The organism is Yersinia sp. LJYL362 (assembly GCF_048323875.1).
Genome location: NZ_JBLWEX010000302.1, coordinates 21422 through 44552 on the forward strand (window position 1 = coordinate 21422; position 23131 = coordinate 44552).

Here is a 23131-nt window from a genome sequence, read left to right on the forward strand (position 1 = left end):
AAGAAAAGCCTTATAGGGAGAAAAGAGTACCGATTTTCAGAAGCTTAAGCGCGGTAGCCAACGCCAGTCAGAGCAGATTGTGCGCCGTTCCCTGCACCGGTATTGCCCATGCGGTGATGCCCGTCCAATTTTAATGTGAGCAATGAAAAATGTGGAAATGGTTTCATCAATTCGCTAAACCTGAACGGCTCTATCAGTTGTGTGGCCGATTTATTCCATGGCTGGGTATCGGGGCCGTTATCTGCCTGATTGTGGGCTGGGTGTGGGGCTTTGGTTTCGCCCCGTCGGATTACCAGCAAGGTGATAGCTTCCGTATCATCTACTTGCATGTTCCGGCGGCGATTTGGTCGATGGGCATTTATATGTCGATGGCTATCGCGGCGTTTGTCGGTTTGGTCTGGCAAATGAAAATGTCCGATAACGTCGTGGCCGCCATGGCCCCGGTGGGCGCAGTATTTACCTTTATCGCTTTGGTTACCGGTTCGGCCTGGGGTAAACCCATGTGGGGAACATGGTGGATCTGGGATGCGCGGCTGACCTCCGAGTTAGTGCTGTTATTCCTCTATCTGGGGGTGATCGCCCTATATAACGCTTTTGAAGACCGCAAACTGGCTGGGCGCGCCGCCGGTATTTTGGTGCTGGTCGGCGTGGTCAATATCCCCATTATTCATTTCTCTGTCGTGTGGTGGAATACCTTGCATCAAGGTTCGACTAACATGCAGCAAAGCATTGATCCGAGTATGCGATCCCCGCTGCGCTGGGCTATTTTTGGTTATCTATTCTTCTTTATCACCCTGACATTAATGCGCCTGCGCAATCTGATTTTGCAGCAAGAGCGCCATCGGCCTTGGGTCGCTGCTTTGTTGCGTAAGGAGCCTCGTGTATGAATCCGGCCTTTAATTCTTGGGCGGCATTTTTTGCCATGGGGGGCTATGCCTTTTATGTCTGGCTGGCGATAGCAGCAACGGTCTTATCGCTGCTTGGCCTATGGATACACACGGTATGGCAGCACAAACAATTATTAGCGGATATTCAACGCCGTGAGGCGAGAGAACAACGTATTCGTCAGGCGAATCAGGCTCAGCATCACTCAGTTAAAAATACAGCCCGCTTGCAGGAGAAACAACAGTGAACCCACGTAGAAAAAGTCGGCTCTATCTGGCGATGGTGGTTCTAATCGGTATCGGTTTGACCACCACACTGGTGCTGTATGCGCTGCGTTCTAATATTGATTTGTTTTATACGCCGGGCGAAATTTTGCAGGGCAAAGGCGAGCGCCATGAGAAGCCGGAAATCGGTCAGCGTTTGCGTATCGGCGGTATGGTGATGCCGGGTTCAGTGAAGCGTGACGACAAAACGTTAGAAATGAGTTTTAAGGTTTACGATGCGCGAGGTGCCGTCACAGTGACTTATACCGGTATTCTACCCGACCTATTCCGTGAGGGGCAGGGGGTGGTGGCGCAAGGGGTGTTTGCTGAAGGAAATACCATCAATGCCAAAGAAGTCTTGGCAAAACATGATGAAAAATACACTCCACCGGAAGTCAAAGAGGCGATGAAAGAAAATCATACCCGCCCGGCTGAGGCCGACAACAGCACCGCTGCGCAAGGTAATGCCTCATGATGCCCGAAATTGGCAGTTTCTTGTTATGTCTGGCGCTGGCTATCTCGCTATTGCTGAGTTTGTATCCGCAGTGGGGGGCTGCTCGCCAGGATACCCGTATGATGGCAACCGGCAGGCCATTGACCTACGGTATGTTTGCCACCATCGCGCTGTCATTTATATGCCTTGTATATGCGTTTGTAGTAAATGATTTCACCGTCTCTTATGTCGCGGCGAACTCAAATTCACATCTGCCGGTCTATTACCGCATTGCGGCAACTTGGGGCGCGCACGAAGGGTCATTGCTGTTGTGGGTATTGCTACTCAGTTGTTGGTCATTGGCGGTGGCACTGTTTAGCCGCTCCATGCCGGATGATGCGGTCGCCCGAGTGTTGTCGGTTTTGGGGATGATTACTGGCGGCTTTCTGCTATTTATTATTCTGACTTCGAATCCGTTCAACCGCACTTTGCCGGATTTCCCCATTGATGGTAATGACTTGAACCCGCTGTTGCAGGATGTCGGGCTGATTTTCCATCCACCTTTGCTTTATATGGGTTACGTCGGTTTCTCGGTAGCATTTGCTTTCGCCATTGCCTCTTTAATGGCCGGCAGGCTCGATAGTGCCTGGGCTCGCTGGTCACGCCCGTGGACTCAGGCCGCATGGGTATTCCTGACTATGGGGATCGTGCTCGGCTCCGCCTGGGCTTACTATGAACTCGGTTGGGGCGGTTGGTGGTTCTGGGATCCGGTAGAAAATGCTTCCTTTATGCCGTGGCTGGCAGGGACGGCGCTGATTCATTCATTGGCCGTCACTGAAAAACGCGGAACATTCAAAGCGTGGACAGTATTGCTGGCAATTACCGCATTTTCTTTATGCCTGATGGGAACATTCCTGGTGCGCTCCGGTGTATTAGTCTCGGTGCACTCTTTCGCCTCTGATCCCGCGCGCGGCATGTTTATTCTGGCCTATTTAGTGATAGTTATCGGCGGCTCTTTGCTGCTGTATGCGGTTAAAGGCGCACAAGTGCGCAGCCGGACCCAGCATGAAGTGTTCTCGCGCGAGACATTCCTGCTGGGTAATAACGTGCTGTTAATTGCTGCTATGTTGGTGGTATTGCTCGGCACATTGCTGCCATTGGTCCACAAACAGCTTGGATTGGGCAGCATCTCCATCGGCGAACCCTTCTTTAATACCATGTTTACCTGGCTGATGGCTCCTATGGCGCTCTTAATGGGGATTGGCCCATTAGTTCGCTGGCGTCGCGATGAGCCGAGCAAGCTTTACAAGCGCTTGGGTGTGGCGCTGGTGGTCACTTTGCTCATGTCGATATTAGTCCCTTGGTTACTGCAAGATACTATTGCCGGAATGACCGTAGTTGGCCTGATGATGGCTATCTGGGTGATTATCCTGACTGTGATGGAGTTGCACGAACGCGCCACGCATCGTCATGGTTTCTGGCGTGGTCTGAGCCATCTTTCCCGTAGTCATTGGGGGATGGTGCTGGGGCACCTTGGGGTAGCGGTGACGGTGATCGGTATTGCCTTCAGTCAAAATTATAGTGTCGAACGTGATGTGCGCATGAAAGCCGGTGATAGCATTGATATCCACGATTATCACTTCGTATTCCGCGATGTTCATGACGTTAAAGGGCCAAACTATACCGGCGGTGTGGGCATTATTGATGTCACCCGAAACGGCAAACCTGAAGCGACTTTGCATGCAGAAAAACGCTATTACAGTGTGGCTCGCTCGATGATGACGGAAGCCGCCATTGATGGTGGCCTGACACGTGATCTGTATGCTGCACTGGGTGAAGAGCTGGATGATGGCTCATGGGCGGTGCGCTTGTATTACAAGCCATTCGTTCGTTGGATCTGGTATGGCGGGGTGTTTATGGCCATCGGTGGCATTTTCTGTATGTTTGATCCCCGCTATCGGATGAGCAAAAAGTTAAAACGCGGCGCGGCGACGGAGGCTAAATAATGAAATCTCAATCTTCATTCAATAAGCTGATGTTCATTCCACTGGTGCTCTTTCTGCTGCTGGTTGTGGCTTTTCTGGTGCAATTGACCCGCAATGCTAATGGCGATGATCCCACCATGCTGGAGTCAGCGCTGATTGGCAAACCGGTACCGGCTTTTAAACTGGAACCCCTTGAGCAGCCGGGGAAAACTTTCGATCAGGCGGTATTGCATGACGGCAAACCCATGTTGCTCAATGTCTGGGCGACCTGGTGCCCGACGTGCCGCGCCGAGCATGAATATCTGAATAAGCTGGCGGCGCAGGGTATTCGCGTGGTGGGGTTGAACTATAAAGATGATCGCGCCAAAGCGGTGCAGTGGCTTAATTCGCTGGGTAATCCTTACGCGCTGAGTTTGTATGATGGCGATGGCATGTTGGGGCTGGATCTGGGGGTTTATGGCGCGCCGGAAACTTTCTTGATCGACGGTCAGGGCATTATTCGCTATCGCCATGCCGGTGATCTTAATGATCGCGTCTGGCAGCAGGAAATCCTGCCACTGTATAAAAAGTATCAGGGGGGCGCATGAGATTATTCAGTCTGGTACTGGGCCTGATATTGGGTTGGAGTATTTTTGCGACCAATGTTTTTGCAGCCATTGATACTTACACCTTTAGCTCCGTGGAGCAGGAACAGCAGTATCGTGAGTTAACCGAGCAATTGCGTTGCCCTAAATGTCAAAACAACAGCATTGCTGATTCCAATGCCATCATTGCCGCCGATATGCGCGGCAAGGTGTACGAATTGCAGCAGCAGGGCAATTCTAAGCAGCAAATTATTGATTATATGGTGGCCCGATACGGTAATTTCGTCACTTATGAGCCACCGGTGACGGCAGCAACTTTGATTTTGTGGGTCGGCCCGGCCATGTTTGTTTTGATTGGTGCGGTGATTGTGGTGCTACGCGCCCGGCGGCGGGTGGAAAAAGAGGCCTCACTTTCACCGCAGGAGCAGCAGCGGTTAGACATTCTGCTGGCTGAACAAAAACAACCTTCGGCTTCACACAAAAAGACGAACAGGAAACAACCATAATGGTTTTTTGGCTGATAGTGATTATTTTGCTGACGGTCGCGGGTGCCTTGTTGGTCATTCCGGCGCTGCGACAAGAGAGCAATTCATCGGTAACTACCCGAGATGAGCTAAATAAGGCGATTTATCAAGACCGGTTATCTGAATTGGCAGAAGATGAAGCCCAGGGCGTAGTGGAACAGCGGCCTGAATTGATTCAGGAATTACAGCAAAATCTGCTAACAGATATCCCACATGAATCCACTGAAGACACCAGTCCAATCAACCGTTGGGTTTTATTACCGGGCGTAGTCATTCTGGTGGTGGTTTCGGTCGGGTTATATGTGAAAACAGGCGGCTTAGCGCAAGTGCAGGCGTGGCATCAGGTTGAAGCTCAGATGCCAGAGTTACGCGCCAGAGTGGCCAATGAGCGGGCAGAGCCTTTGACTATGGAGGAAGTCGCTCGTTTAGGGCTGGGATTGCGTACCTCGTTGCAACGAGATAGCGGCAACGTCAATGATTGGATGATGCTTGGCAGAGTGGGCATGGCACTGAATAATGCCACCACCGCCACGCAAGCTTTTGCTAAAGCTTACCAACTAGCGCCCGATAATGATGACGTTAGGCTGGGCTATGCTGAAGTGCTGACTCGTTCCAATGATCCGCAAGATAATCAGCTGGCAACCAAGATGTTACGTACTATGGTTGGGCAGGATCACACCAACTTACGTGCCATGAGCTTGTTAGCTTTTAATGCTTTTGAGCAGGGTGATTTCAAACAAGCCATTGGTGCATGGGAAGTTATGCTAAAATTGCTGCCTGCTGGTGATTCTCGTGTCGAAGTGATAAAACGCAGTATTGCGCAAGCGAAATCACAGGCAGGGCAGGAAACAGCTACACTGGGAATAGAGATCTCGTTGTCACCAGAGGCTGCCCAGAAATTACCCCAGCAAGGGGCGCTGATTATCTCGGTAACGGATGGCGCAAACCCGATCCCCGTTGCGGTAAAACAGTTACCTTTGAGCCGATTCCCGCTATCCGTGACACTGGATGATAGCAATGCAATGATGCCGGAGCGTTTGCCCTCCTCGTTGCAACAGGTGAAAGTGCGTGCGCGTATTTCACTGGATGGCACTGCTAATTCGCAGCCAGGTGATTGGTTTGGTGAAAGCGGTGTGCAGGATTTTGGCACCAAAGGGCAGCCCCAAACTATTCATGTTCAGATAAACAAACAGATCCCTTAAATATAAGGGGCTGGAAAGAATTTCATGGAGAAAGATATGAACTACCGCCTGATTGGGCTGGCTTTTGCAACCATGTTGTTAATAGGCTGCGCCAGTAGCTCGCCGGATCAAATGGAGCAGGGCCGCTCAGATCCGCTGGAAGGTTTTAACCGGGCAATGTTCAATTTTAACTATGAGGTTCTTGACCCTTATGTCGTGCGTCCGGTCGCTGTTGTTTGGCGCGATTATGTGCCGCAACCTGCGCGTAATGGGATGAGTAACTTCCTGGGTAACCTTGAAGAGCCAGCCAGCATGGTCAACAGCTTCCTGGTCGGTGACCCGTACAACGCTATGAAGCACTTTAACCGCTTCTTCCTCAACACTATTTTGGGGATGGGGGGCTTAATAGATGTAGCCGGTATGGCGAATCCAAAACTGGCGAAAAAAGTGCCGAATCGCTTTGGTAGCACGTTGGGGCACTATAATGTCGGCTATGGGCCTTACGTTGTATTACCGGGCTATGGCAGCTTCACGATCCGTGAAGATGGTGGTAATGCGGTTGATTACGTCTATCCAGTGCTGGGGTATCTGACTTTCTGGATGTCGGCAGGCAAATGGATGTTGGATGGTGTTGAAACCCGTGCCCAGCTATTGGATTCAGATGGCTTGCTGCGTAACTCTTCCGACCCGTATCTGATGGTGCGCGAAGCTTACTTCCAACGGAATGATTTCCTGGCGAACGGCGGGCAATTGAAACCAGAAGCAAACTCGAATGCTCAAGCTATTGAGGGTGATTTGGAAAGTATCGATTCACCTAACTGATAGATGTGCTATTCCGACAATTAAAAAAGCGCCGCGAGGCGCTTTTTTGTTGCTGCTGTATCTACGTAGTTGAAGGGTGTATACTCATTGTAGATACATAAAGTGAAGGGGTGATTATGCGAGCTCAAGCCACATTACAAAAATGGGGCAATAGTGTTGCCTTACGGTTGTCGGGTAATCTTAAAACTATCCCTAATTTTGAGGTGGGTGACATTGTTGATATCGATATCAGCGAACAAGGATTAGTGATTCAAAAAGTCGTCAAAAAGCCATTGACCGAAGAAAGCCTGCTTGCCGGACTTAGCGCTTACACGGCACATGCTGATGAACTTACACATCCCACGGAGAGGGAGCTTGATTATTAATGTATATACCAAAGCGAGGCGATATTTGTTGGTTGGATTTTGAACCAACGAAAGGGAAAGAGATTGGCAAATATCGTCCTGCTCTTATTCTTTCACATGAAACATATAACCGCTTAACCGGATTGGTGATGTGTTGCCGTGTGAGTAGCAGTGTCCGTGGCTCACCTACCGAAGTTCCGGTTACCAACCTTGATGAGCCTTGTGTTGTGGCAACGACCCTAATCCAAACCTTTGACTGGCGTCAGCGTAAGGCTAAATTTCTGATTGAATCAGAATCAGGTTTATATAATGAGGTGTTAGCGAGGCTTATCCCGCTCATTGGCGGTGAACACCTACTCTCTTCTCAGGGATTGAATAAATAAAAAAGCGCCGCGAGGCGCTTTTTTGTGGGCAACTATTGTTAGGAAAACAACGTTGCTAATAATAGCTATCAGAAGGCGTAGTTGAAGTTCACGCCATACAGCAGTGCGGTTCCCTTAGAGTCGAACTCATAAGTTGTTCCGCCCAATGCTGCTGGTGTTTTTTCCGTGATGTGCACGTTCTGGCCATGCATATAGGAAATACCCACATCAACTGATGCATCTTTGTTAAATGCGTAGGTGGTACCCGCACTTATCCAGAAACGGTCTTGGTCTGGAATCGAAATAGTGCGGTTATCTGCTGGAACCGGGCTGTCATCGAAAGCAATACCAGTGCGGAAGGTCCAGTTATCATCGTAATAATAGGTGGTACCCAGCGCGATACGGTAAGCGTCGTGGAAGCCTTCTTGCTTCTCAAACAGAGTGTTACCGTTGGTTCCGGTGGCTTTCAGCTCTTTGAACTGGCTCCAACTGGTGTAGGCCAGGCTGTAGTGAATCGCCCATTGCGGTGCCACTTTATTGTAGCCAGACACTTCCCACACTTCTGGCAGGTTTAGGGTTAGGGCGCCTGGAACTACTGCACCACCTGTGCCACCAACAGCTCGTGGTAATTGGTTGCTGAAATCGCCATCAAAGTCTATTTTCACTTTTGAACGATAGGTAAAGCTATAGCGGTTTTCTTTATCCACTTCGTACAAAACACCCGCATTCCACCCATAGCCCCACTTGGTTCCTTCCATACGGGTGGCTTCAGTACTGGCTGGTAGGCCTACACGTGCACCGGCCTCGCCGAGATGGCGCACAATTTTGGCATCGGCATAAACGGCATTAAAGCCCAGACCGAAACTGAAGTTTTCATTCAGGCGATAAGCACCGCTTAAATTGAGGTTTGCGGTTTTCAGGTCAGTCTGACCACCGAGTAAACCAGCTGTATAATCATCATTAAATTCAGTGGCCAAACCGTAGTTTGAGGTACCGGAAGCCCCAATTGCCCATTGCTCATTCAGTGGCATAATAAAGTGGATATTGGGGATCCACTCTGATGGCGCGATGTTTTTGGCGCTGGTACTTCTGCCGCTTGGCGATGTTCCACTGATATCAACATTAGGATCGACATACACGAAACCGCCGGAGAATGAAGGGCGGTCGAATAAGGTCATTGCGGCGGGGTTGCGGCTACCAACAGAAGCATTGTCAGCAACAGCGCCTTCACCAGAGAAAGAGCGGCCCAATGCAGCTGCTGAATATTCATTCAGCTGAAAACCGGCCGCAGAAACGTTTGAAGAAATTATTGCCACTGCAGCTGCCAGAGCTGATCGGGTAAACAGGTTTTTCTGGTTCATGACCAAAACCTCATTGTTTTAATTAATGTTACATACCGTAACAAGAGAATGCGGGATTGTAGGGTCCGTTATCGGTCAGACAAAGCAGACCAGTGGCTGAAGTATAGGTCTGACCAGCGAGGGTGTTGCAAGTATGTTTTTACATTTGAGCGGATTTGATTGCAAAAAATAGACGTAGTTAACAAAAAACTCACAAATTGGTAGCAATTATTACACTATTGATGATTGAACAAACAATTTGAGTGTGATTTCCGTCACTTAATAGGCCTATAAACAGTAAGTCCTAGTGCCAGATGACTGACGGTAGTAAAATAGCGTCAGAGAAAATATTTTTTGCACTATGTCTTATTTGTTCGCGCCAATTGTTATTTGCGCTATCTGATAGGCAATTTGCACCTATTTTGAAATGTCCGTTGAGGAGAATTGAAGATGTCAGATGCAACTGTTGGATCAACAAACAACCGCTGTAGCGCAGAAGAAACCGCAGCCTGCTGCTGTATCGATGTAGGTACTATCATGGACAACACCGATTGCACCGCCTCCTATAGCTGTGTATTCGACAATCGTGCAGAAGCTGAAGCGATGCTGAAAACGCTAACTGAAAAAGCGCGTGCTGTGGAATCTGAGCCTTGCCTAATCGAGCATAAGCTGGAAGAAACTGATGGTGGCGTGCGCTTAACCGTCGATTTCACTTTTGCCTGCCAGGCTGAAACCATGATTTTCCAGTTAGGTCTGCGTTAATTCACACCTTGCTGTGAGTTTATTCAGTTCAGCTGAATACCTAAAAACGCGGAGCTTTTGGCTTCGCGTTTGTTTTTGGATGATTTGCCTTCTGAGTTCATCACATTTGATATATCACCTCCAGATAAGTTATTAGCCTGTCAGTTCTTCTCACTTCCCATTTTTAGTCCGAAAAGTTGCTCCTGCTCTCACTTTCCTGTTCTATAGGTTTACCAAATGTAAATATTTGGTTAACAATAATTAGATCAGGTCAGACCTGTTATTTGTTATAGTTTTAATCAAAGCCACTTTGACTTATCAGGAGCATTTATGAGTAAGCCATTACCGCTAGTGACGCGCCAGGGCGATCGCATTGCCATAGTCAGCGGCCTGCGAACCCCCTTTGCCAAGCAGGCAACTGCTTATCATGGTGTGCCAGCTGTAGATTTAGGCAAAATTGTGGTCAGTGAATTATTAGCCAGAAGTGGTGTTGCTCCTGAATTGATTGATCAACTGGTATTCGGCCAAGTGGTACAGATGCCAGAAGCGCCAAATATTGCCCGTGAAATAGTATTGGGCACGGGCATGAGTGTGCATACCGACGCTTACAGTGTTTCGCGCGCATGTGCGACCAGCTTTCAGGCGGTGGCCAATGTGGCGGAAAGCATCATTGCTGGCTCCGTGACGGTAGCGATTGCCGGCGGTGCGGATTCCTCTTCTGTTTTGCCCATTGGTGTCAGCAAAGCACTGGCACGAACCTTGGTTGACGTCAATAAAGCCCGAACGTTATCCCAACGATTGAAATTGTTTAGCCGCTTAAAACTGCGCGATTTACTGCCGGTAGCACCTGCGGTTGCTGAGTATTCAACGGGCTTGCGCATGGGGGATACGGCCGAGCAGATGGCAAAAACCTATGGAATTAGCCGTCAGGATCAGGATGCGTTAGCGCTGCGTTCTCACCAAATGGCGGCACAGGCCTGGCAGCAAGGGTTATTACACGATGAGGTGATGACGGCTTATATTCCACCTTTTAGTGATGCCATCACTGAAGATAATAATATCCGCAAAGATTCCACTATGGAGCAATATGCCAAATTACGTCCGGCATTTGATCGCAAACACGGCAGTGTCACGGCCGCGAACAGTACACCACTGACTGACGGTGCAGCCGCCGTCATGATGATGAGTGAATCAAAAGCGAAGGAATTGGGTCTCCAGCCGTTAGGTTACTTGCGCAGCTTTGCCTTTTCGGCCATTGATGTCTGGCAAGACATGTTATTAGGCCCCTCTTACGCCACACCATTAGCACTCGATCGCGCCGGAATCACCCTGGCAGATTTAACCCTTATCGATATGCATGAAGCATTCGCTGCACAAACACTGGCGAATCTGAAAATGTTTGCCAGTGATAGCTTCGCACGGGAAAAACTGGGGCGCAGCCAGGCGATTGGTGAAGTTGATATGAGCAAATTCAACGTATTAGGTGGCTCTATTGCTTATGGCCACCCCTTTGCGGCAACTGGCGCGCGTATGATTACTCAAACACTGCATGAATTACGTCGTCGCGGTGGGGGATTAGGGCTAACAACCGCATGTGCTGCGGGTGGTTTGGGTGCAGCAATGATTGTGGAGGTGGAGTAATGAGTCAGGAAAATACGCTTAACAGTGGTGATGAAATGACCCAGGTGGAAGCTGTCGCTCCGGCCCATTCTGTATTCACCCTCAGTGTTCGGCCCGACAATATTGGTATCATTACTGTTGATGTTGTCGGTGATAAAGTGAACACCTTAAAAGCTGAATTCGCAGAACAAATTGCTGAAATACTGCAACAAGCACAGGCCTTGAGCCAATTACAAGGCTTAGTGATTATTTCTGGCAAACCGGACTCTTTTATCGCTGGTGCTGATATCACCATGATTGCCGCTTGTCGCACTGCGCAGGATGCTCGAGTTTTGGCCCAGAAAGGTCAATCCATTCTGGCACAAATCGCGGCATTTCCTGTGCCGGTAGTCGCCGCTATCCACGGCGCTTGTCTTGGTGGTGGTCTGGAATTGGCGCTGGCATGCCATAGCCGAATTTGCTCACAGGATGATAAAACCGTGCTCGGTTTACCAGAGGTGCAATTGGGGCTGCTGCCGGGTTCTGGCGGTACTCAGCGTTTGCCGCGCCTGGTGGGGGTCAGTAAGGCGCTGGATATGATATTAACGGGCAGGCAGGTTCGTGCACGACAGGCACTTAAAATGGGGCTGGTGGACGATGTAGTGCCACAGGACATCTTGCTGGATGTGGCTATTCAGCGGGCAAAAGCTGGTTGGCTTGATAAGTCTGCCTTGCCGTGGCAGGAACGTTTACTCAGCGGCCCGCTAGGTAAGGCACTGTTATTTAATATTGTTCGTAAGAAAACGCGGGCAAAGACCAAAGGCCATTATCCAGCAACCGAGCGTATTATTGATGTGGTGCGTAAAGGGTTAGACCACGGCGGCCCTGCGGGTTATGAAGCCGAAGCTAAAGCTTTTGGTGAGCTGGCGATGACCCCTGAGTCAGCCGCATTACGCAGCTTGTTTTTTGCCACCACCTCGCTGAAAAAAGAGACCGGTGGCAAAGCGAAGCCTCGTGCGATCCATCGTGTAGGGGTCTTAGGGGGGGGCTTGATGGGCGGTGGTATTGCTAATGTCACTGCAACCCGTGCGGGTTTGCCAGTCCGGATTAAAGATATCAATCCAGCTGGAATTAATCAGGCGCTGAAATATACCTGGGATGCTTTAGGCAAGCGGGTGCGCAGTAAACGGATGCGCCCGGCTGAGCGGCAACGGCAGATGATGCTGATTTCCGGCAGCACAGATTATTGTGGTTTTGGCAATGTGGATATTGTGGTTGAAGCGGTATTTGAAGATTTATCGTTGAAACAGCAGATGGTGGCAGATATTGAGCATTTCGCGGCTCCTCACACTATTTTCGCCTCAAACACATCATCTCTGCCAATCAGCGACATAGCGGCACAGGCACAGCGGCCGGAGCAGGTTATCGGCCTGCATTACTTTAGTCCGGTGGATAAAATGCCATTGGTGGAAGTTATTCCGCATGCAAAAACGAGTGAAGAAACTATTGCAACCACGGTTGCCTTAGCGCGCAAACAGGGCAAAACAGCGATTGTGGTCTCTGATCGTGCCGGGTTCTATGTAAACCGTATTTTGGCTCCGTATATCAATGAAGCAGCCCGCTGCCTATTAGACGGTGAACCTATCGATTCAGTTGATAAAGCGCTGATCGATTTTGGCTTCCCGGTTGGCCCGATAACCTTGCTGGATGAAGTGGGAATTGATGTGGGAACCAAAATAATGCCTATTTTGGTGGAGAAATTAGGGGCACGTTTTGCCGCACCGCCTTCTTTTGATGTCATATTGAAGGATGGGCGGAAAGGGCGTAAAAATGGTCGCGGTTTCTACCTTTATCCCGCTAAAAGTAGCGGTTTTAAGTGGAAAAGAAGCCCCGGTAAGCAAGTGGACACCAGCGTGTATACCTTACTGGGTGTCACACCGAAGACGCATCTCGAATCTGCGGTGATAGCACAGCGTTGCACGATGATGATGCTGAATGAAGCCGCGCGTTGTCTGGATGAATCCATCATCCGTAATCCGCGTGATGGGGATATTGGTGCAGTGTTCGGGATTGGTTTCCCTCCGTTCTTGGGCGGGCCTTTCCGCTATATGGACAGGCTGGGCGCAGATAAAGTGGTAAAAACACTGAATTTACTTGCCCAGCAATATGGCGAGCGTTTTGAGCCTTGCTCATTATTGGTCACGATGGCTGAACAGCAAAAAAGGTTTTATCCGCCTGAAAACAGTATGGATGAAGAGGCTATTACCGCACATAATTAAGAGTGTGAACAAGATCACCACCTGCAATTCTAACGGATAAGGCCGCTATACATCGGGAGCTACCCGCGCTACCTTAAATTAGAATCACGTAAAGTGACTATTCATGCCAAAATGAATGAATTGTCACTTATTGCATAGGTGATAGAGTTTGGATTAAGCTGTTGATATGGTTACTCTGTAACCAATCAAGGTTGGCTGTCGGTGTTACTGGTGTAAAAACAGCCATTTTCTTTACCTTAAGTTTCAGGCAAAATGCCCGGCCGCCATAGAGAGACGGCGCGTTATCGTTATGAAGTTTCTTTGCTCTCAAGCAAAGGTTTCGGCGGTACAGCACGCAAAGCGTTTCTGTATAGCGTTATTTTGTTAACAAAAACGGTGCAATATGCAAGTTTTCATTATGCGTCACGGCGACGCGGCTCTTGACGCAGCCAGTGATGCGCAAAGGCCTCTGACTCTGTGTGGTCAAGATGAATCACGTCAGATCGCGAGCTGGTTAAACGACCAGTCCGTTGATGTTGATAGGGTATTAGTTAGCCCTTATTTACGCGCAGGGCAGACATTGGCAGTGGTGCGTGAAGTGCTGACCCTTCCGGCTGAACAGGAAGTGATGCCAGAATTAACGCCAGGTGGGGATGCTGCTTTTGTTAGTTGCTATTTACAAGCATTGGCAAAAGAAGACTGCGCTGCGGTGCTAGTCATTTCACACTTGCCACTGGTCGGCTATTTAGTTGCTGAACTTTGTCCGGGGCAATGCCCGCCGATGTTTGCGACGTCGGCCATCGCTTGTGTTGATTTGGATGATGAGACGGGTAAAGGGACTTTTGACTGGCAGGTTAGCCCGACACAGCTTTTAGCTAAAGCCTGTCACGGCTAAGTATCATTTGAGCCAATGATCAATGGGCGCGGCGTCACTGTCGCGCTCTTGTTATTTCTACTCTTTGTAACGGGTAGATTGTATGTATACAGCGTTAGCAAAAATGCATCCCACCAGCCAATTCGGCTACTGTTCTAATTCGATTAATACCAATAATGCTGCCGTGCCTCCCCATTCTTTCGGGGCCTGATGAAATGCCAGCACATCTGGATGTTGCGCCAACCATAGCGGTGTTTGTTGCTTCAGAACATGCTTGCCATGCCCATGCATCACACAGGCACAATGTACATGTTCGCGTTTGCAAGCCGCAATTAATGCTCCCAACTCCTGCTTGGCTTGTTTCTGCGTTAATCCGTGTAAATCCAAAAACATATCGGGTGAGTAATCGCCGCGTCGCAGTTTTTTCACTTCAAAATGGTCAACACCGGGTCGCACATAGCGTGTGGGGCCTTCGGTATCCAACTGCGGTTGGAATTCGTCGGAAAAATAATAACTGGCATCCACTTGTTCTTGCAGCAACCGCTCTGGTGCAATTTTTTTACCCAGTTTGGGTGGCGAGCGATGGACAATCGTGTCTTGTTTTAGCTTCTTTGCTCCGGCTATCGACTCTTTAAATAGCTGTAATTCATCTGTTGTCAGGTGATATTTATTTTTCATTATCTGTTCATCGTACTTATGCAATTCCCCCAGTTTACCTGTTGAGATTCATCTGTCTAAATAAATGTAACGGTAGGATTGATGGCTTTAATGTCTATTTCATTATTTGGTTATCATTCAACTGATGTATTGCTGCTGATTTGTGGCGGGCTTCATGGCAAACTAGGGGCATAGATAATGATTTTAAGCCCCAGTTGGAGAATACCTTGGACAAGATTTTCGTCGATGAAGCAGTAAATGAGCTGCACACCATTCAGGATATGTTGCGTTGGGCCGTCAGCCGTTTTAACGCGGCCAATATTTTTTATGGTCACGGTACTGATAATCCGTGGGACGAAGCGGTGCAATTGGTTTTTCCAAGCCTGTTTTTACCGATAGATATTCCAGAAGATATGCGCAGTGCGCGTCTGACATCCAGCGAGCGTCATCGTATTGTTGAGCGAGTTATTCGCCGGGTAAATGAGCGCATTCCTGTTGCTTACCTGACTAATAAAGCCTGGTTCTGTGGCATGGAATATTACGTTGATGAGCGTGTATTGGTACCACGTTCACCGATTGGTGAACTGATTAATAACAATTTTTCTGGGCTGATTCGTCAGCAACCTAAGCATATTTTGGATATGTGCACCGGCAGCGGCTGTATTGCTATTGCTTGTGCTTACGCTTTCCCGGAAGCGGAAGTGGATGCTGTCGATATCTCCAATGACGTGTTAGCGGTGACTGAGCACAATATTCAGCAGCACGGCATGGAGCATCAGGTCACGCCTATTCGCTCTGACTTGTTCCGCGATTTACCGCCTATCAAATATGACTTGATTGTCACCAACCCGCCGTATGTTGATGCTGAAGATATGGCTGATTTGCCACAGGAGTTCCGCTTCGAGCCTGAACTGGGTCTGGCTGCGGGCAGCGATGGTTTGAAACTGGCCCGTCGCATTCTGGCTTGTGCGCCAGACTTTTTACAAGATGATGGCGTGCTGATTTGTGAAGTGGGCAACAGCATGGTGCATTTGATGGATGAATATCCAGATGTGCCGTTCACTTGGCTGGAGTTTGACAATGGCGGTGATGGCGTCTTTATGCTGACCAAACAGCAACTAATTGATTGTGCGTCACATTTCAGCATGTATCGCGATTGATCATTGACTTTTAAACCTGTCAGGGTGACGAGTATTGCCCTGATAAAGTGCTTATTCGAGAATTCAAGGAGCCGTGATGGCTGGGAACAGTATAGGGCAGTTTTTCCGCGTCACCACTTTTGGTGAATCTCACGGTATCGCCTTGGGATGTATTATAGACGGTGTTCCACCGGGCATTCCTATCACCGAGGCTGATATTCAGTTGGATCTCGACCGACGTCGGCCAGGTACCTCTCGCTACACCACTCAACGCCGTGAACCGGATCAAGTGCGCATTCTGTCTGGCGTGTTTGAGGGGATCACCACCGGTACCAGTATCGGCTTGATGATTGAAAATACCGACCAACGTTCGCAAGATTACAGCGCAATTAAAGATGTGTTCCGCCCAGGCCATGCCGACTACACCTATGAGCAGAAATACGGGGTGCGTGATTATCGCGGCGGTGGTCGCTCTTCTGCCCGTGAAACGGCGATGCGTGTTGCTGCCGGTGCTATAGCGAAAAAATATCTGGCGCAGAAATTTGGCGTGCAGGTGCGTGGTTATTTGGCACAAATCGGTGATATCAGTTGTGACGTGGTTGACTGGGATCAAGTTGAACAAAATCCTTTCTTCTGCCCGGATGCCAGCAAATTGGAATCACTGGATGCCCTGATGCGCGAGCTGAAAAAGGCGGGTGACTCTATTGGTGCCAAAATTACCGTGGTGGCTGAACATGTGCCTGTCGGTCTGGGGGAACCCGTATTTGATCGTTTAGATGCTGATTTAGCCCATGCGCTGATGAGTATCAATGCGGTGAAAGGGGTGGAAATTGGCGATGGTTTTGCTGTGGTGACCAAACGTGGTAGCGAAAACCGCGATGAAATTACGCCACAAGGTTTCCAAAGTAACCATGCTGGCGGCATTTTAGGTGGCATCAGCAGTGGGCAGCCAGTGGTCGCACATATCGCGTTGAAACCCACCTCCAGTATCACGGTTCCGGGGCAAACTATTAACCGGCAGGGCGAAGCGGTTGAGATGATTACCCGTGGTCGTCATGACCCTTGTGTTGGCATCCGCGCCGTGCCGATTGCCGAAGCGATGATGGCTATTGTGTTAATGGATCACCTACTGCGCCAGCGTGCACAGTGTGGCGATGTGGTTTCAGACGTTCCGCGCTGGTAAGCACAATGAAAAAATGGATAGCGGGCTTATTGGCACTGATTGCCATCAGCCCGGTTATGGCAGCGACGCCATGGCAACAGATTACTCACCCGGTGGCAGGATCTCCGCAGGCAATTGGTGGTTTTGCCAATGGCTGTGTTATTGGTGCGATGCCGTTGCCACTTGAGTCAGCCGATTATCAGGTGATGCGCCCGGATCAGCGCCGCTATTTTGGACATCCGGATTTGTTGAACTTTATCCATCGCCTGAGTGATAAAGCCCAGAAAAATCAGCTGGGTACCCTGTTGATTGGTGATATGGCGATGCCCGCTGGCGGGCGTTTTAGCAGCGGTCATGCCAGCCATCAATCTGGCCTGGATGTGGATATTTGGCTGCAACTGCCGAAGCAACGTTGGAGCCAGCAGCAATTATTAAAACCACAACCCATTGATTTGGTTGCCGCCGACGGTAAACGCGTGGTGCCAGCATTGTGGCAGCCGCAAGTTGAAAGCCTGATTAAACTGGCTGCTAATGATAATGAAGTAACACGTATTTTCGTTAATCCGGCGATTAAAAAGCAGCTTTGTTTAGATGCCGGTGCGGATCGTACCTGGCTGCATAAGGTGCGGCCGTGGTTTGGGCATCGTGCCCATATGCATGTGCGTTTGCGTTGCCCGGCCGATAGCCTGGAATGTCTGGACCAAGATACGCCACCACCGGGTGATGGGTGTGGTGCTGAATTGGAAAGTTGGTTCCAGCCTCATCAGCCAAGTGCTAAACCGGGCAAAACCTTACCACCACCATTGCCACCTTCCTGTCAGGCTTTGTTGGATAACCATTTCGCTGCGGAATAAATCATGGATTGGTTTACCCTAGGTCCTGCGGTTTTAGGGATATTATTTTTAGTCGCTTTATTGGCCGGATTTATTGATTCCATCGCCGGCGGCGGCGGGTTGCTAACCGTTCCGGCACTGCTGGCGGTGGGGTTACCTCCGGCGCAGGTGTTGGCGACCAACAAGCTACAATCTGTTGGTGGATCATTCTCCGCTAGCCTTTATTTTATCCGCCGTGGAGCGGTTAATCTGAAGGAACAAAGGCTTACCATTGCTCTCACTGTGGTGGGATCAATGTTAGGCGCCATTTTAGTCCAGCATATGCGGGCCGATATTCTGCGGCAAATTTTGCCACTGTTGGTGATAGGTATTGGGGTCTATTTTCTGGTGACCCCCAAGCTCGGAGAAGTTGACCAACAACGCCGTCTGTCTGCGCTGCCCTTCGCCCTAATAGCGGGCGGTGGTGTGGGTTTTTATGATGGTTTCTTTGGCCCTGGAGCCGGTTCTTTCTATGCTCTGGCCTTTGTGACCTTGTGTGGTTTTAATCTGGCGAAATCCACTGCTCACGCCAAAGTGCTCAATTTCACGTCCAATCTCGGTAGCCTGATTTTCTTTATTGTCGGCGGCAAAGTGGTGTGGAGTATCGGGTTGGTGATGCTGGTGGGGCAAGTCCTGGGGGCACGCCTGGGGGCTCACATGGTATTGACCAAAGGGCAGAAATTGATTCGCCCAATGATTGTCGTGGTGTCATTCGTCATGAGCTGCAAGCTACTGTATGACAGCCACGGTGCTGAGATTTCCGCCTGGCTAGGATTACACGTTTTTGCCTAATAATTTGTTTTGCATAACTGAAAGTATCAAACAGAACAGTGAGCTTGAATGCCGCTGCTGATACCGCTCTTACGGACTCAAGCATGACTCATGATTATCAACAATTAATCGATATTTTTAATAGCTGTTTTAGTGATGAATATAATACCCAATTGGTGAAAGGCGATGATGAACCCATCTATCTACCCGCCGATGAACAGTTTTCTTATCATCGGGTGATTTTCGCTCATGGTTATTACGCTAGCGGTATGCATGAAATCTCTCATTGGTGTATTGCCGGGGAAGAGCGCCGCAAGTTAGTCGATTTTGGCTATTGGTACTGCCCCGATGGGCGCGATGCATTAACTCAAAGCCAGTTTGAAGTGGTTGAGATCAAGCCACAGGCACTGGAATGGATGTTTTGCGTGGCAGCAGGTTTCCCGTTCAATGTCAGTTGCGACAATCTGGAAGGTGATTGCGAGCCAGACCGCATCACATTTCAACGAAAAGTGCGCGAACAGGTATTGTGGCATCTGGAAAACGGAATATCCCCACGACCTGCGCGCTTTATTCAGGCGCTACAATCGTTTTACAATACGCCATCATTCGCGGCAGAGCTTTTCCCTTACCCGGAAGATTTAGCTTAGTTTTCTGTTTGACTGAACATCCATTATTTTTGGATATAAAAAATGAATATATTGAGGAAACGATGATCGCAGAGTTTGAAGCGCACATCCTGGCGCAGATTGATGACATGGTAGAGCACGCCAGTGATGATGATTTATTTGCTGGCGGTTACCTGCGCGGTCATTTGACATTGGCAGTGGCTGAATCTGAAGAGTTTGGTGAGCACACCGCTGAGCAGCTACACGCAAGGGTCCAAACCAGTCTGGATAAAGCCATCAAAGCCGGTGAGCTTTCCCCTCCGGATCAGGCTTTAGTATTGGGGTTGTGGGATCGTTTATTGGAAAACGCCCAAAATCCCCCTTCGTCCTTGAAGCCGCAGGGGTGTTAGCTACGCTCACGCACCCGAATCACTTACCGGTGTAAGCTCATCGGGATTTGCTCGCTTGCTGCCTACCTGCGACGTCAATGACTTTGGGGATTCATGTGTCCTTGGAGTCGCAGGAGTTAGCCACGCGATTCTCCGGCTAAGATAATATCGAGGTACGCTGTTGTACCGGCCTGCCTTTCAGTAATTTTCGAATCCAGAATCGGTTAGGATTCAGGGCCGCCAGCGTGGTTGCATCTAATGGCTGCGGTTCGCCAAACATTTGTGCGGCCAGAATCTCTGCCACCAATGGCGCGCTGCACAAACCGCGTGACCCCAAAGCACCTACCATAAATAGCTCTGGCCACACCGGCGCGAGGGGAATGTCTTCGCCATGCTGAATTTTACGCGGCAAATCCTGGTATTGCGCCAGTGTGGCACTGTAATCCGGTACTGCGCCCACCATCGGCAAATGGTCACGAATAGCACAACGTACGCCACAGCGCGCCTGATTATCACTGATATCCACCTGTTGCGGCCAACTGACATCAGGCAGGCAGCGTAACAGGCGATCCCGATTTTCTTGCTGTTCGTCGGCACGAAAATCAGTCGTAACATCACCGCGCTGATAACTGGCACCAATACAGTGGTGCTGATTGGCGGGGTTTACTGGTGTCAGGTAACCGTCATAGCACAGCACTTGTCGCAACTGGCTGAGTACCGGCGTGGTGGGAATGTGTGAAACCTGCCCGCGCACAGCCGACAGCGGCAGATGCTGTGTTTGCTCCCATTCGGGTAAGCGGTGGCCGGTGGCCAGCACCACAGTGGCATGTTGCCTGCTTGCCTGCGGTTGCTTGTTTGCTGTTGATTGCTTATTGTTTGCTATCGATTGCTTAAATGTGAGCTGCCATTGCCCGTCAATCCGCTCTAGCTGATGCAGTTCATGCTCATAGTTGCAGGTCATACCATTTTGTTGTGCCAGCGCCATGAGCTCTGTGGTGAGGTCTGATGGGCAAAGCCAACCACCGGCGGGGTAGTGGATACCATCGTGAGCGCAATCTAACCCAGCCAGCGCACTGAGTTGTTCGCGACTCATCGCTGCGGCAAGTGATGCCGGCCAATCGGTTTGCAGCATTTTATCAATCTTGCCACGGCTTTTAGCATCAAAGGCCAACTGGCTGACGCCGCACCACTGATGATCAAAGTGGATACCTTGCTCAAGCAATTGAGAGTATTGGCGGCGGGCAAAGGTAAAAGCACTGGTGAAAAAGATTTCCAGTGCATCATTTTTGCCGTTAAGCAGTGGGTAGAGTGCGCCTTGTCGGTTGCCTGATGCACCTTGGGCAGGTTGTGCGTCGGCGCAATAAAGTGTCACTTTAGCGCCACGGCGCAGTAACGCTAGTGCGGTTAAGGCGCTGACAATCCCTCCGCCGATAATGGCGATATCATCACAACGGGTGGCCGATGGCCGGTGATACCAAGGTTCAGATTGGGTATTAAGGCGTTGTGGCAGTATGCCGGTCAGCATTTCACGTTTCTGCCCAAAACCTTTTATTTTAGCGACATCAAACCCTGCTTGTTGCAAGCCACGGCGCACAAATCCTGCCGCCGTAAAAGTGGCGAATGTGCCGCCGGACCTTGCCATCCGTGCCATGGCATTAAACAGCGCATCATTCCACATATCAGGGTTTTTAGCCGGTGCAAAACCATCAAGGAACCACGCGTCCACTTGATTATTCAAGCTGGAATCCAACTGGGGCAGCAGGGTATTCACATCACCAAACCACAGGTCCAGCGTGATAGCTCCTTCAGCCAGTAAAATGCGGTGGCATCCGGCCAGCGGTAACGGCCATTGAGCACGGAGTTGTTCGGCAAAACAGGCCAGTTCTGGCCAGCGCTGATGGGCGGCGGCTAAATCAGCGACCTGAAGTGGGTATTTTTCGAAACTAATATAGTGTAAACGTTGCAGTTTAGCTGCGGGATGAAGCTGGCGAAACTGGGCGAAGTCACGCCATAATGTCAGGAAATTCAACCCAGTACCAAAACCAGTTTCGGCAAAAATACAGTTATCACGCGGATGTTGGGCAAAGCGCTCGGGAAAGCCATTTCCCTTGAGAAAAACGTAGTGAGTCTCTTCTAATCCATCTTCATTAGAAAAATAGATGTCACCAAACTGTTCCGATACAGGTGTACCCTGTTCATTCCAGCTTAATGTTGCCGTTTGAATTGGGGGGTGGCTCACGTTGAAAGACTCATATCTCAAGGGGTAGGGCGATTCTAACTATGTGACCCGCTGCGTGCAAATCGTAAAATTATCTGGGTATATTACGCTGATCGGACTTGTTCGGCGTACAACTGTACGCTAAAGTGCGTTGCAAAATCCCGAATGTAAAATAAGTGGAAGAGGTATTGAATGAAGCGTGCAGTCATTACTGGCTTGGGTATTGTATCCAGCATTGGTAATAACCAGCAGGAAGTTCTGGCATCTTTACAGGAAGGCCGCTCTGGCATTACTTTCTCTCAGGAATTTAAAGACGCAGGCATGCGCAGCCATGTGTGGGGCGACGTAAAGCTCGCACCTGAGACCATTACAGGAAATATCGACCGTAAAGTGCTGCGCTTTATGAGCGATGCCTCTGTTTATGCTTATCTTTCCATGAAACAGGCCATTGAAGATTCTGGTCTGACGGAAGAACAAGTCTCCAATTTCCGCAGTGGGCTGGTCGTCGGCTCTGGTGGCGGTTCACCACGTAACCAGGTTGCCGGTTCTGATGGCATGCGCGCGAAAGGTTTGCGTGGCGTAGGCCCTTATATGGTGACTAAAGCGATGGCATCTGGTGTCTCCGCGTGTCTGGCAACACCCTTTAAAATCAAAGGCGTAAACTATTCCATCAGTTCCGCTTGTGCCACCTCAGCACACTGTATTGGCCATGCGTTGGAACTGATCCAACTGGGCAAACAGGATGTGGTGTTTGCCGGTGGCGGTGAAGAACTGTGCTGGGAAATGTCCTGCGAGTTCGACGCTATGGGCGCATTGTCTACTAAATACAATGAAACTCCAGATAAAGCATCCCGTACCTATGATAAAGACCGTGATGGCTTCGTCATTGCTGGCGGCGGCGGTATGGTTGTTGTTGAAGAGTTGGAACATGCGCTGGCGCGTGGCGCACATATCTATGCTGAGATTGTGGGTTACGGCGCAACATCAGATGGCGCTGATATGGTGGCCCCATCAGGTGAAGGCGCAGTACGTTGCATGAAGATGGCAATGGACGGCGTTGATACACCAATTGACTACATGAACGTACACGGCACTTCTACTCCTGTGGGTGATGTGAAAGAGT

24 protein-coding genes are annotated in these 23131 nt (G+C 49.8%); 21 read left to right on the forward strand and 3 right to left on the reverse strand.

What is annotated here, in order from left to right:
- The first annotated feature begins 149 nt into the window (after positions 1–149).
- The 10 genes from ACNSO8_RS22600 to ACNSO8_RS22645 all read left to right on the forward strand — a co-directional run bounded on the left by ACNSO8_RS22600 (position 150) and on the right by ACNSO8_RS22645 (position 7404).
- Positions 150–887: a heme ABC transporter permease gene (locus ACNSO8_RS22600; RefSeq protein WP_019081955.1), complete on the forward strand. Its 738-nt coding sequence runs from the start codon at positions 150–152 to the stop codon at positions 885–887.
- A complete protein-coding gene (gene ccmD / locus ACNSO8_RS22605) occupies positions 884–1132 on the forward strand; it encodes a heme exporter protein CcmD (protein ID WP_019081956.1) in 249 nt (82 codons plus the stop codon). The genes ACNSO8_RS22600 and ccmD overlap by 4 nt, the downstream gene beginning before the upstream one ends.
- Complete coding sequence (ccmE, locus tag ACNSO8_RS22610) at positions 1129–1623, forward strand: cytochrome c maturation protein CcmE (RefSeq protein WP_418395987.1); 495 nt, start codon at positions 1129–1131, stop codon at positions 1621–1623. The genes ccmD and ccmE overlap by 4 nt, the downstream gene beginning before the upstream one ends.
- Positions 1620–3587 carry a heme lyase CcmF/NrfE family subunit gene (locus tag ACNSO8_RS22615; protein WP_046050551.1) on the forward strand — a complete coding sequence of 656 codons (1968 nt, stop codon included), beginning with the start codon at positions 1620–1622 and terminating at the stop codon, positions 3585–3587. The genes ccmE and ACNSO8_RS22615 overlap by 4 nt, the downstream gene beginning before the upstream one ends.
- Entirely contained in the window at positions 3587–4153 is a 567-nt protein-coding gene (locus tag ACNSO8_RS22620) for a DsbE family thiol:disulfide interchange protein (RefSeq protein ID WP_418395988.1), read from the forward strand. The genes ACNSO8_RS22615 and ACNSO8_RS22620 overlap by 1 nt, the downstream gene beginning before the upstream one ends.
- Complete coding sequence (locus ACNSO8_RS22625) at positions 4150–4656, forward strand: cytochrome c-type biogenesis protein (protein ID WP_019081958.1); 507 nt, start codon at positions 4150–4152, stop codon at positions 4654–4656. Before ACNSO8_RS22620 ends, ACNSO8_RS22625 begins: the two co-directional genes overlap by 4 nt.
- Positions 4656–5876, forward strand: coding sequence for a c-type cytochrome biogenesis protein CcmI (gene ccmI / locus ACNSO8_RS22630; protein WP_418395989.1), 1221 nt, complete (start codon positions 4656–4658; stop codon positions 5874–5876). The genes ACNSO8_RS22625 and ccmI overlap by 1 nt, the downstream gene beginning before the upstream one ends.
- A gap of 36 nt (positions 5877–5912) precedes the next feature.
- Positions 5913–6677 (forward strand): phospholipid-binding lipoprotein MlaA, encoded by a 765-nt coding sequence (mlaA, locus tag ACNSO8_RS22635; protein WP_418395991.1) that lies wholly within the window; start codon positions 5913–5915, stop codon positions 6675–6677.
- 116 nt (positions 6678–6793) lie between these two features.
- A complete protein-coding gene (locus ACNSO8_RS22640) occupies positions 6794–7042 on the forward strand; it encodes a programmed cell death antitoxin MazE (protein ID WP_019081961.1) in 249 nt (82 codons plus the stop codon).
- Positions 7042–7404 (forward strand): type II toxin-antitoxin system PemK/MazF family toxin, encoded by a 363-nt coding sequence (locus ACNSO8_RS22645; protein WP_019081962.1) that lies wholly within the window; start codon positions 7042–7044, stop codon positions 7402–7404. Before ACNSO8_RS22640 ends, ACNSO8_RS22645 begins: the two co-directional genes overlap by 1 nt.
- A 68-nt stretch (positions 7405–7472) precedes the next feature.
- On the opposite strand, the gene fadL is transcribed toward ACNSO8_RS22645, so the two are convergent.
- The gene (gene fadL, locus ACNSO8_RS22650) at positions 7473–8744 is read right to left on the reverse strand and encodes a long-chain fatty acid transporter FadL (protein WP_019081963.1); all 1272 of its coding nucleotides are present in this window, start codon (positions 8742–8744) and stop codon (positions 7473–7475) included.
- Between the two features lie 429 nt (positions 8745–9173).
- Here fadL and ACNSO8_RS22655 point away from each other — a divergent pair, with 429 nt between their 5' ends.
- The 4 genes from ACNSO8_RS22655 to sixA all read left to right on the forward strand — a co-directional run bounded on the left by ACNSO8_RS22655 (position 9174) and on the right by sixA (position 14216).
- Positions 9174–9485 carry a YfcZ/YiiS family protein gene (locus ACNSO8_RS22655; RefSeq protein WP_019081964.1) on the forward strand — a complete coding sequence of 104 codons (312 nt, stop codon included), beginning with the start codon at positions 9174–9176 and terminating at the stop codon, positions 9483–9485.
- Between the two features lie 309 nt (positions 9486–9794).
- A complete protein-coding gene (gene fadI, locus ACNSO8_RS22660; protein WP_019083578.1) occupies positions 9795–11105 on the forward strand; it encodes an acetyl-CoA C-acyltransferase FadI in 1311 nt (436 codons plus the stop codon).
- A 35-nt stretch (positions 11106–11140) separates the two neighbouring features.
- On the forward strand, positions 11141–13342 hold the full coding sequence (gene fadJ, locus ACNSO8_RS22665) for a fatty acid oxidation complex subunit alpha FadJ (protein WP_418395992.1): 2202 nt from the start codon (positions 11141–11143) through the stop codon (positions 13340–13342).
- A 382-nt stretch (positions 13343–13724) separates the two neighbouring features.
- Complete coding sequence (gene sixA / locus ACNSO8_RS22670; RefSeq protein WP_005158598.1) at positions 13725–14216, forward strand: phosphohistidine phosphatase SixA; 492 nt, start codon at positions 13725–13727, stop codon at positions 14214–14216.
- Positions 14217–14342: 126 nt separating this feature from the next.
- Here the strand turns inward: sixA and smrB are convergent, their stop codons facing one another.
- Complete coding sequence (gene smrB, locus ACNSO8_RS22675; RefSeq protein WP_019081967.1) at positions 14343–14873, reverse strand: endonuclease SmrB; 531 nt, start codon at positions 14871–14873, stop codon at positions 14343–14345.
- 206 nt (positions 14874–15079) lie between these two features.
- On the opposite strand from smrB, the gene prmB reads away from it, so the two are divergent.
- From prmB to ACNSO8_RS22705, 6 genes are all read left to right on the forward strand, one after another.
- Positions 15080–16012, forward strand: a complete 933-nt coding sequence (gene prmB, locus ACNSO8_RS22680) for a 50S ribosomal protein L3 N(5)-glutamine methyltransferase (RefSeq protein ID WP_019081969.1) — start codon at positions 15080–15082, stop codon at positions 16010–16012.
- 76 nt (positions 16013–16088) lie between these two features.
- A complete protein-coding gene (gene aroC, locus ACNSO8_RS22685) occupies positions 16089–17174 on the forward strand; it encodes a chorismate synthase (RefSeq protein WP_046050557.1) in 1086 nt (361 codons plus the stop codon).
- Between the two features lie 5 nt (positions 17175–17179).
- Positions 17180–18007: a penicillin-insensitive murein endopeptidase gene (gene mepA, locus ACNSO8_RS22690; RefSeq protein WP_019083576.1), complete on the forward strand. Its 828-nt coding sequence runs from the start codon at positions 17180–17182 to the stop codon at positions 18005–18007.
- 3 nt (positions 18008–18010) lie between these two features.
- Positions 18011–18817: a sulfite exporter TauE/SafE family protein gene (locus ACNSO8_RS22695; RefSeq protein WP_019081971.1), complete on the forward strand. Its 807-nt coding sequence runs from the start codon at positions 18011–18013 to the stop codon at positions 18815–18817.
- Positions 18818–18900: 83 nt separating this feature from the next.
- The gene (locus ACNSO8_RS22700) at positions 18901–19443 is read left to right on the forward strand and encodes an elongation factor P hydroxylase (protein ID WP_005171927.1); all 543 of its coding nucleotides are present in this window, start codon (positions 18901–18903) and stop codon (positions 19441–19443) included.
- Between the two features lie 62 nt (positions 19444–19505).
- Positions 19506–19811 carry a YfcL family protein gene (locus tag ACNSO8_RS22705; protein ID WP_019083575.1) on the forward strand — a complete coding sequence of 102 codons (306 nt, stop codon included), beginning with the start codon at positions 19506–19508 and terminating at the stop codon, positions 19809–19811.
- 136 nt (positions 19812–19947) lie between these two features.
- Here the strand turns inward: ACNSO8_RS22705 and mnmC are convergent, their stop codons facing one another.
- Positions 19948–22029, reverse strand: a complete 2082-nt coding sequence (gene mnmC, locus ACNSO8_RS22710) for a bifunctional tRNA (5-methylaminomethyl-2-thiouridine)(34)-methyltransferase MnmD/FAD-dependent 5-carboxymethylaminomethyl-2-thiouridine(34) oxidoreductase MnmC (RefSeq protein ID WP_411919218.1) — start codon at positions 22027–22029, stop codon at positions 19948–19950.
- A 171-nt stretch (positions 22030–22200) separates the two neighbouring features.
- Between mnmC and ACNSO8_RS22715 the strand changes: the two genes are divergently transcribed.
- Positions 22201–23131, forward strand: a 931-nt coding sequence (locus ACNSO8_RS22715; protein ID WP_418395990.1) for a beta-ketoacyl synthase N-terminal-like domain-containing protein, incomplete at its 3' end; no start/stop codon positions are given.

Excerpts from the sequence above, each read along its gene's own strand:
- fadI (WP_019083578.1), top strand. The coding sequence starts at position 9,795 with ATGAGTAAGCCATTACCGCTAGTGACGCGCCAGGGCGATCGCATTGCC.
- ACNSO8_RS22700 (WP_005171927.1), top strand. The coding sequence starts at position 18,901 with ATGACTCATGATTATCAACAATTAATCGATATTTTTAATAGCTGTTTT.
- ACNSO8_RS22640 (WP_019081961.1), top strand. The coding sequence starts at position 6,794 with ATGCGAGCTCAAGCCACATTACAAAAATGGGGCAATAGTGTTGCCTTA.
- ACNSO8_RS22625 (WP_019081958.1), top strand. The coding sequence starts at position 4,150 with ATGAGATTATTCAGTCTGGTACTGGGCCTGATATTGGGTTGGAGTATT.
- ACNSO8_RS22620 (WP_418395988.1), top strand. The coding sequence starts at position 3,587 with ATGAAATCTCAATCTTCATTCAATAAGCTGATGTTCATTCCACTGGTG.
- aroC (WP_046050557.1), top strand. The coding sequence starts at position 16,089 with ATGGCTGGGAACAGTATAGGGCAGTTTTTCCGCGTCACCACTTTTGGT.
- ACNSO8_RS22600 (WP_019081955.1), top strand. The coding sequence starts at position 150 with ATGTGGAAATGGTTTCATCAATTCGCTAAACCTGAACGGCTCTATCAG.
- smrB (WP_019081967.1), bottom strand. The coding sequence starts at position 14,873 with ATGAAAAATAAATATCACCTGACAACAGATGAATTACAGCTATTTAAA.
- fadJ (WP_418395992.1), top strand. The coding sequence starts at position 11,141 with ATGACCCAGGTGGAAGCTGTCGCTCCGGCCCATTCTGTATTCACCCTC.
- mepA (WP_019083576.1), top strand. The coding sequence starts at position 17,180 with ATGAAAAAATGGATAGCGGGCTTATTGGCACTGATTGCCATCAGCCCG.
- ACNSO8_RS22615 (WP_046050551.1), top strand. The coding sequence starts at position 1,620 with ATGATGCCCGAAATTGGCAGTTTCTTGTTATGTCTGGCGCTGGCTATC.
- ACNSO8_RS22645 (WP_019081962.1), top strand. The coding sequence starts at position 7,042 with ATGTATATACCAAAGCGAGGCGATATTTGTTGGTTGGATTTTGAACCA.
- ccmI (WP_418395989.1), top strand. The coding sequence starts at position 4,656 with ATGGTTTTTTGGCTGATAGTGATTATTTTGCTGACGGTCGCGGGTGCC.
- ACNSO8_RS22695 (WP_019081971.1), top strand. The coding sequence starts at position 18,011 with ATGGATTGGTTTACCCTAGGTCCTGCGGTTTTAGGGATATTATTTTTA.
- mlaA (WP_418395991.1), top strand. The coding sequence starts at position 5,913 with ATGAACTACCGCCTGATTGGGCTGGCTTTTGCAACCATGTTGTTAATA.
- ACNSO8_RS22655 (WP_019081964.1), top strand. The coding sequence starts at position 9,174 with ATGTCAGATGCAACTGTTGGATCAACAAACAACCGCTGTAGCGCAGAA.
- sixA (WP_005158598.1), top strand. The coding sequence starts at position 13,725 with ATGCAAGTTTTCATTATGCGTCACGGCGACGCGGCTCTTGACGCAGCC.
- ACNSO8_RS22705 (WP_019083575.1), top strand. The coding sequence starts at position 19,506 with ATGATCGCAGAGTTTGAAGCGCACATCCTGGCGCAGATTGATGACATG.
- ccmD (WP_019081956.1), top strand. The coding sequence starts at position 884 with ATGAATCCGGCCTTTAATTCTTGGGCGGCATTTTTTGCCATGGGGGGC.
- fadL (WP_019081963.1), bottom strand. The coding sequence starts at position 8,744 with ATGAACCAGAAAAACCTGTTTACCCGATCAGCTCTGGCAGCTGCAGTG.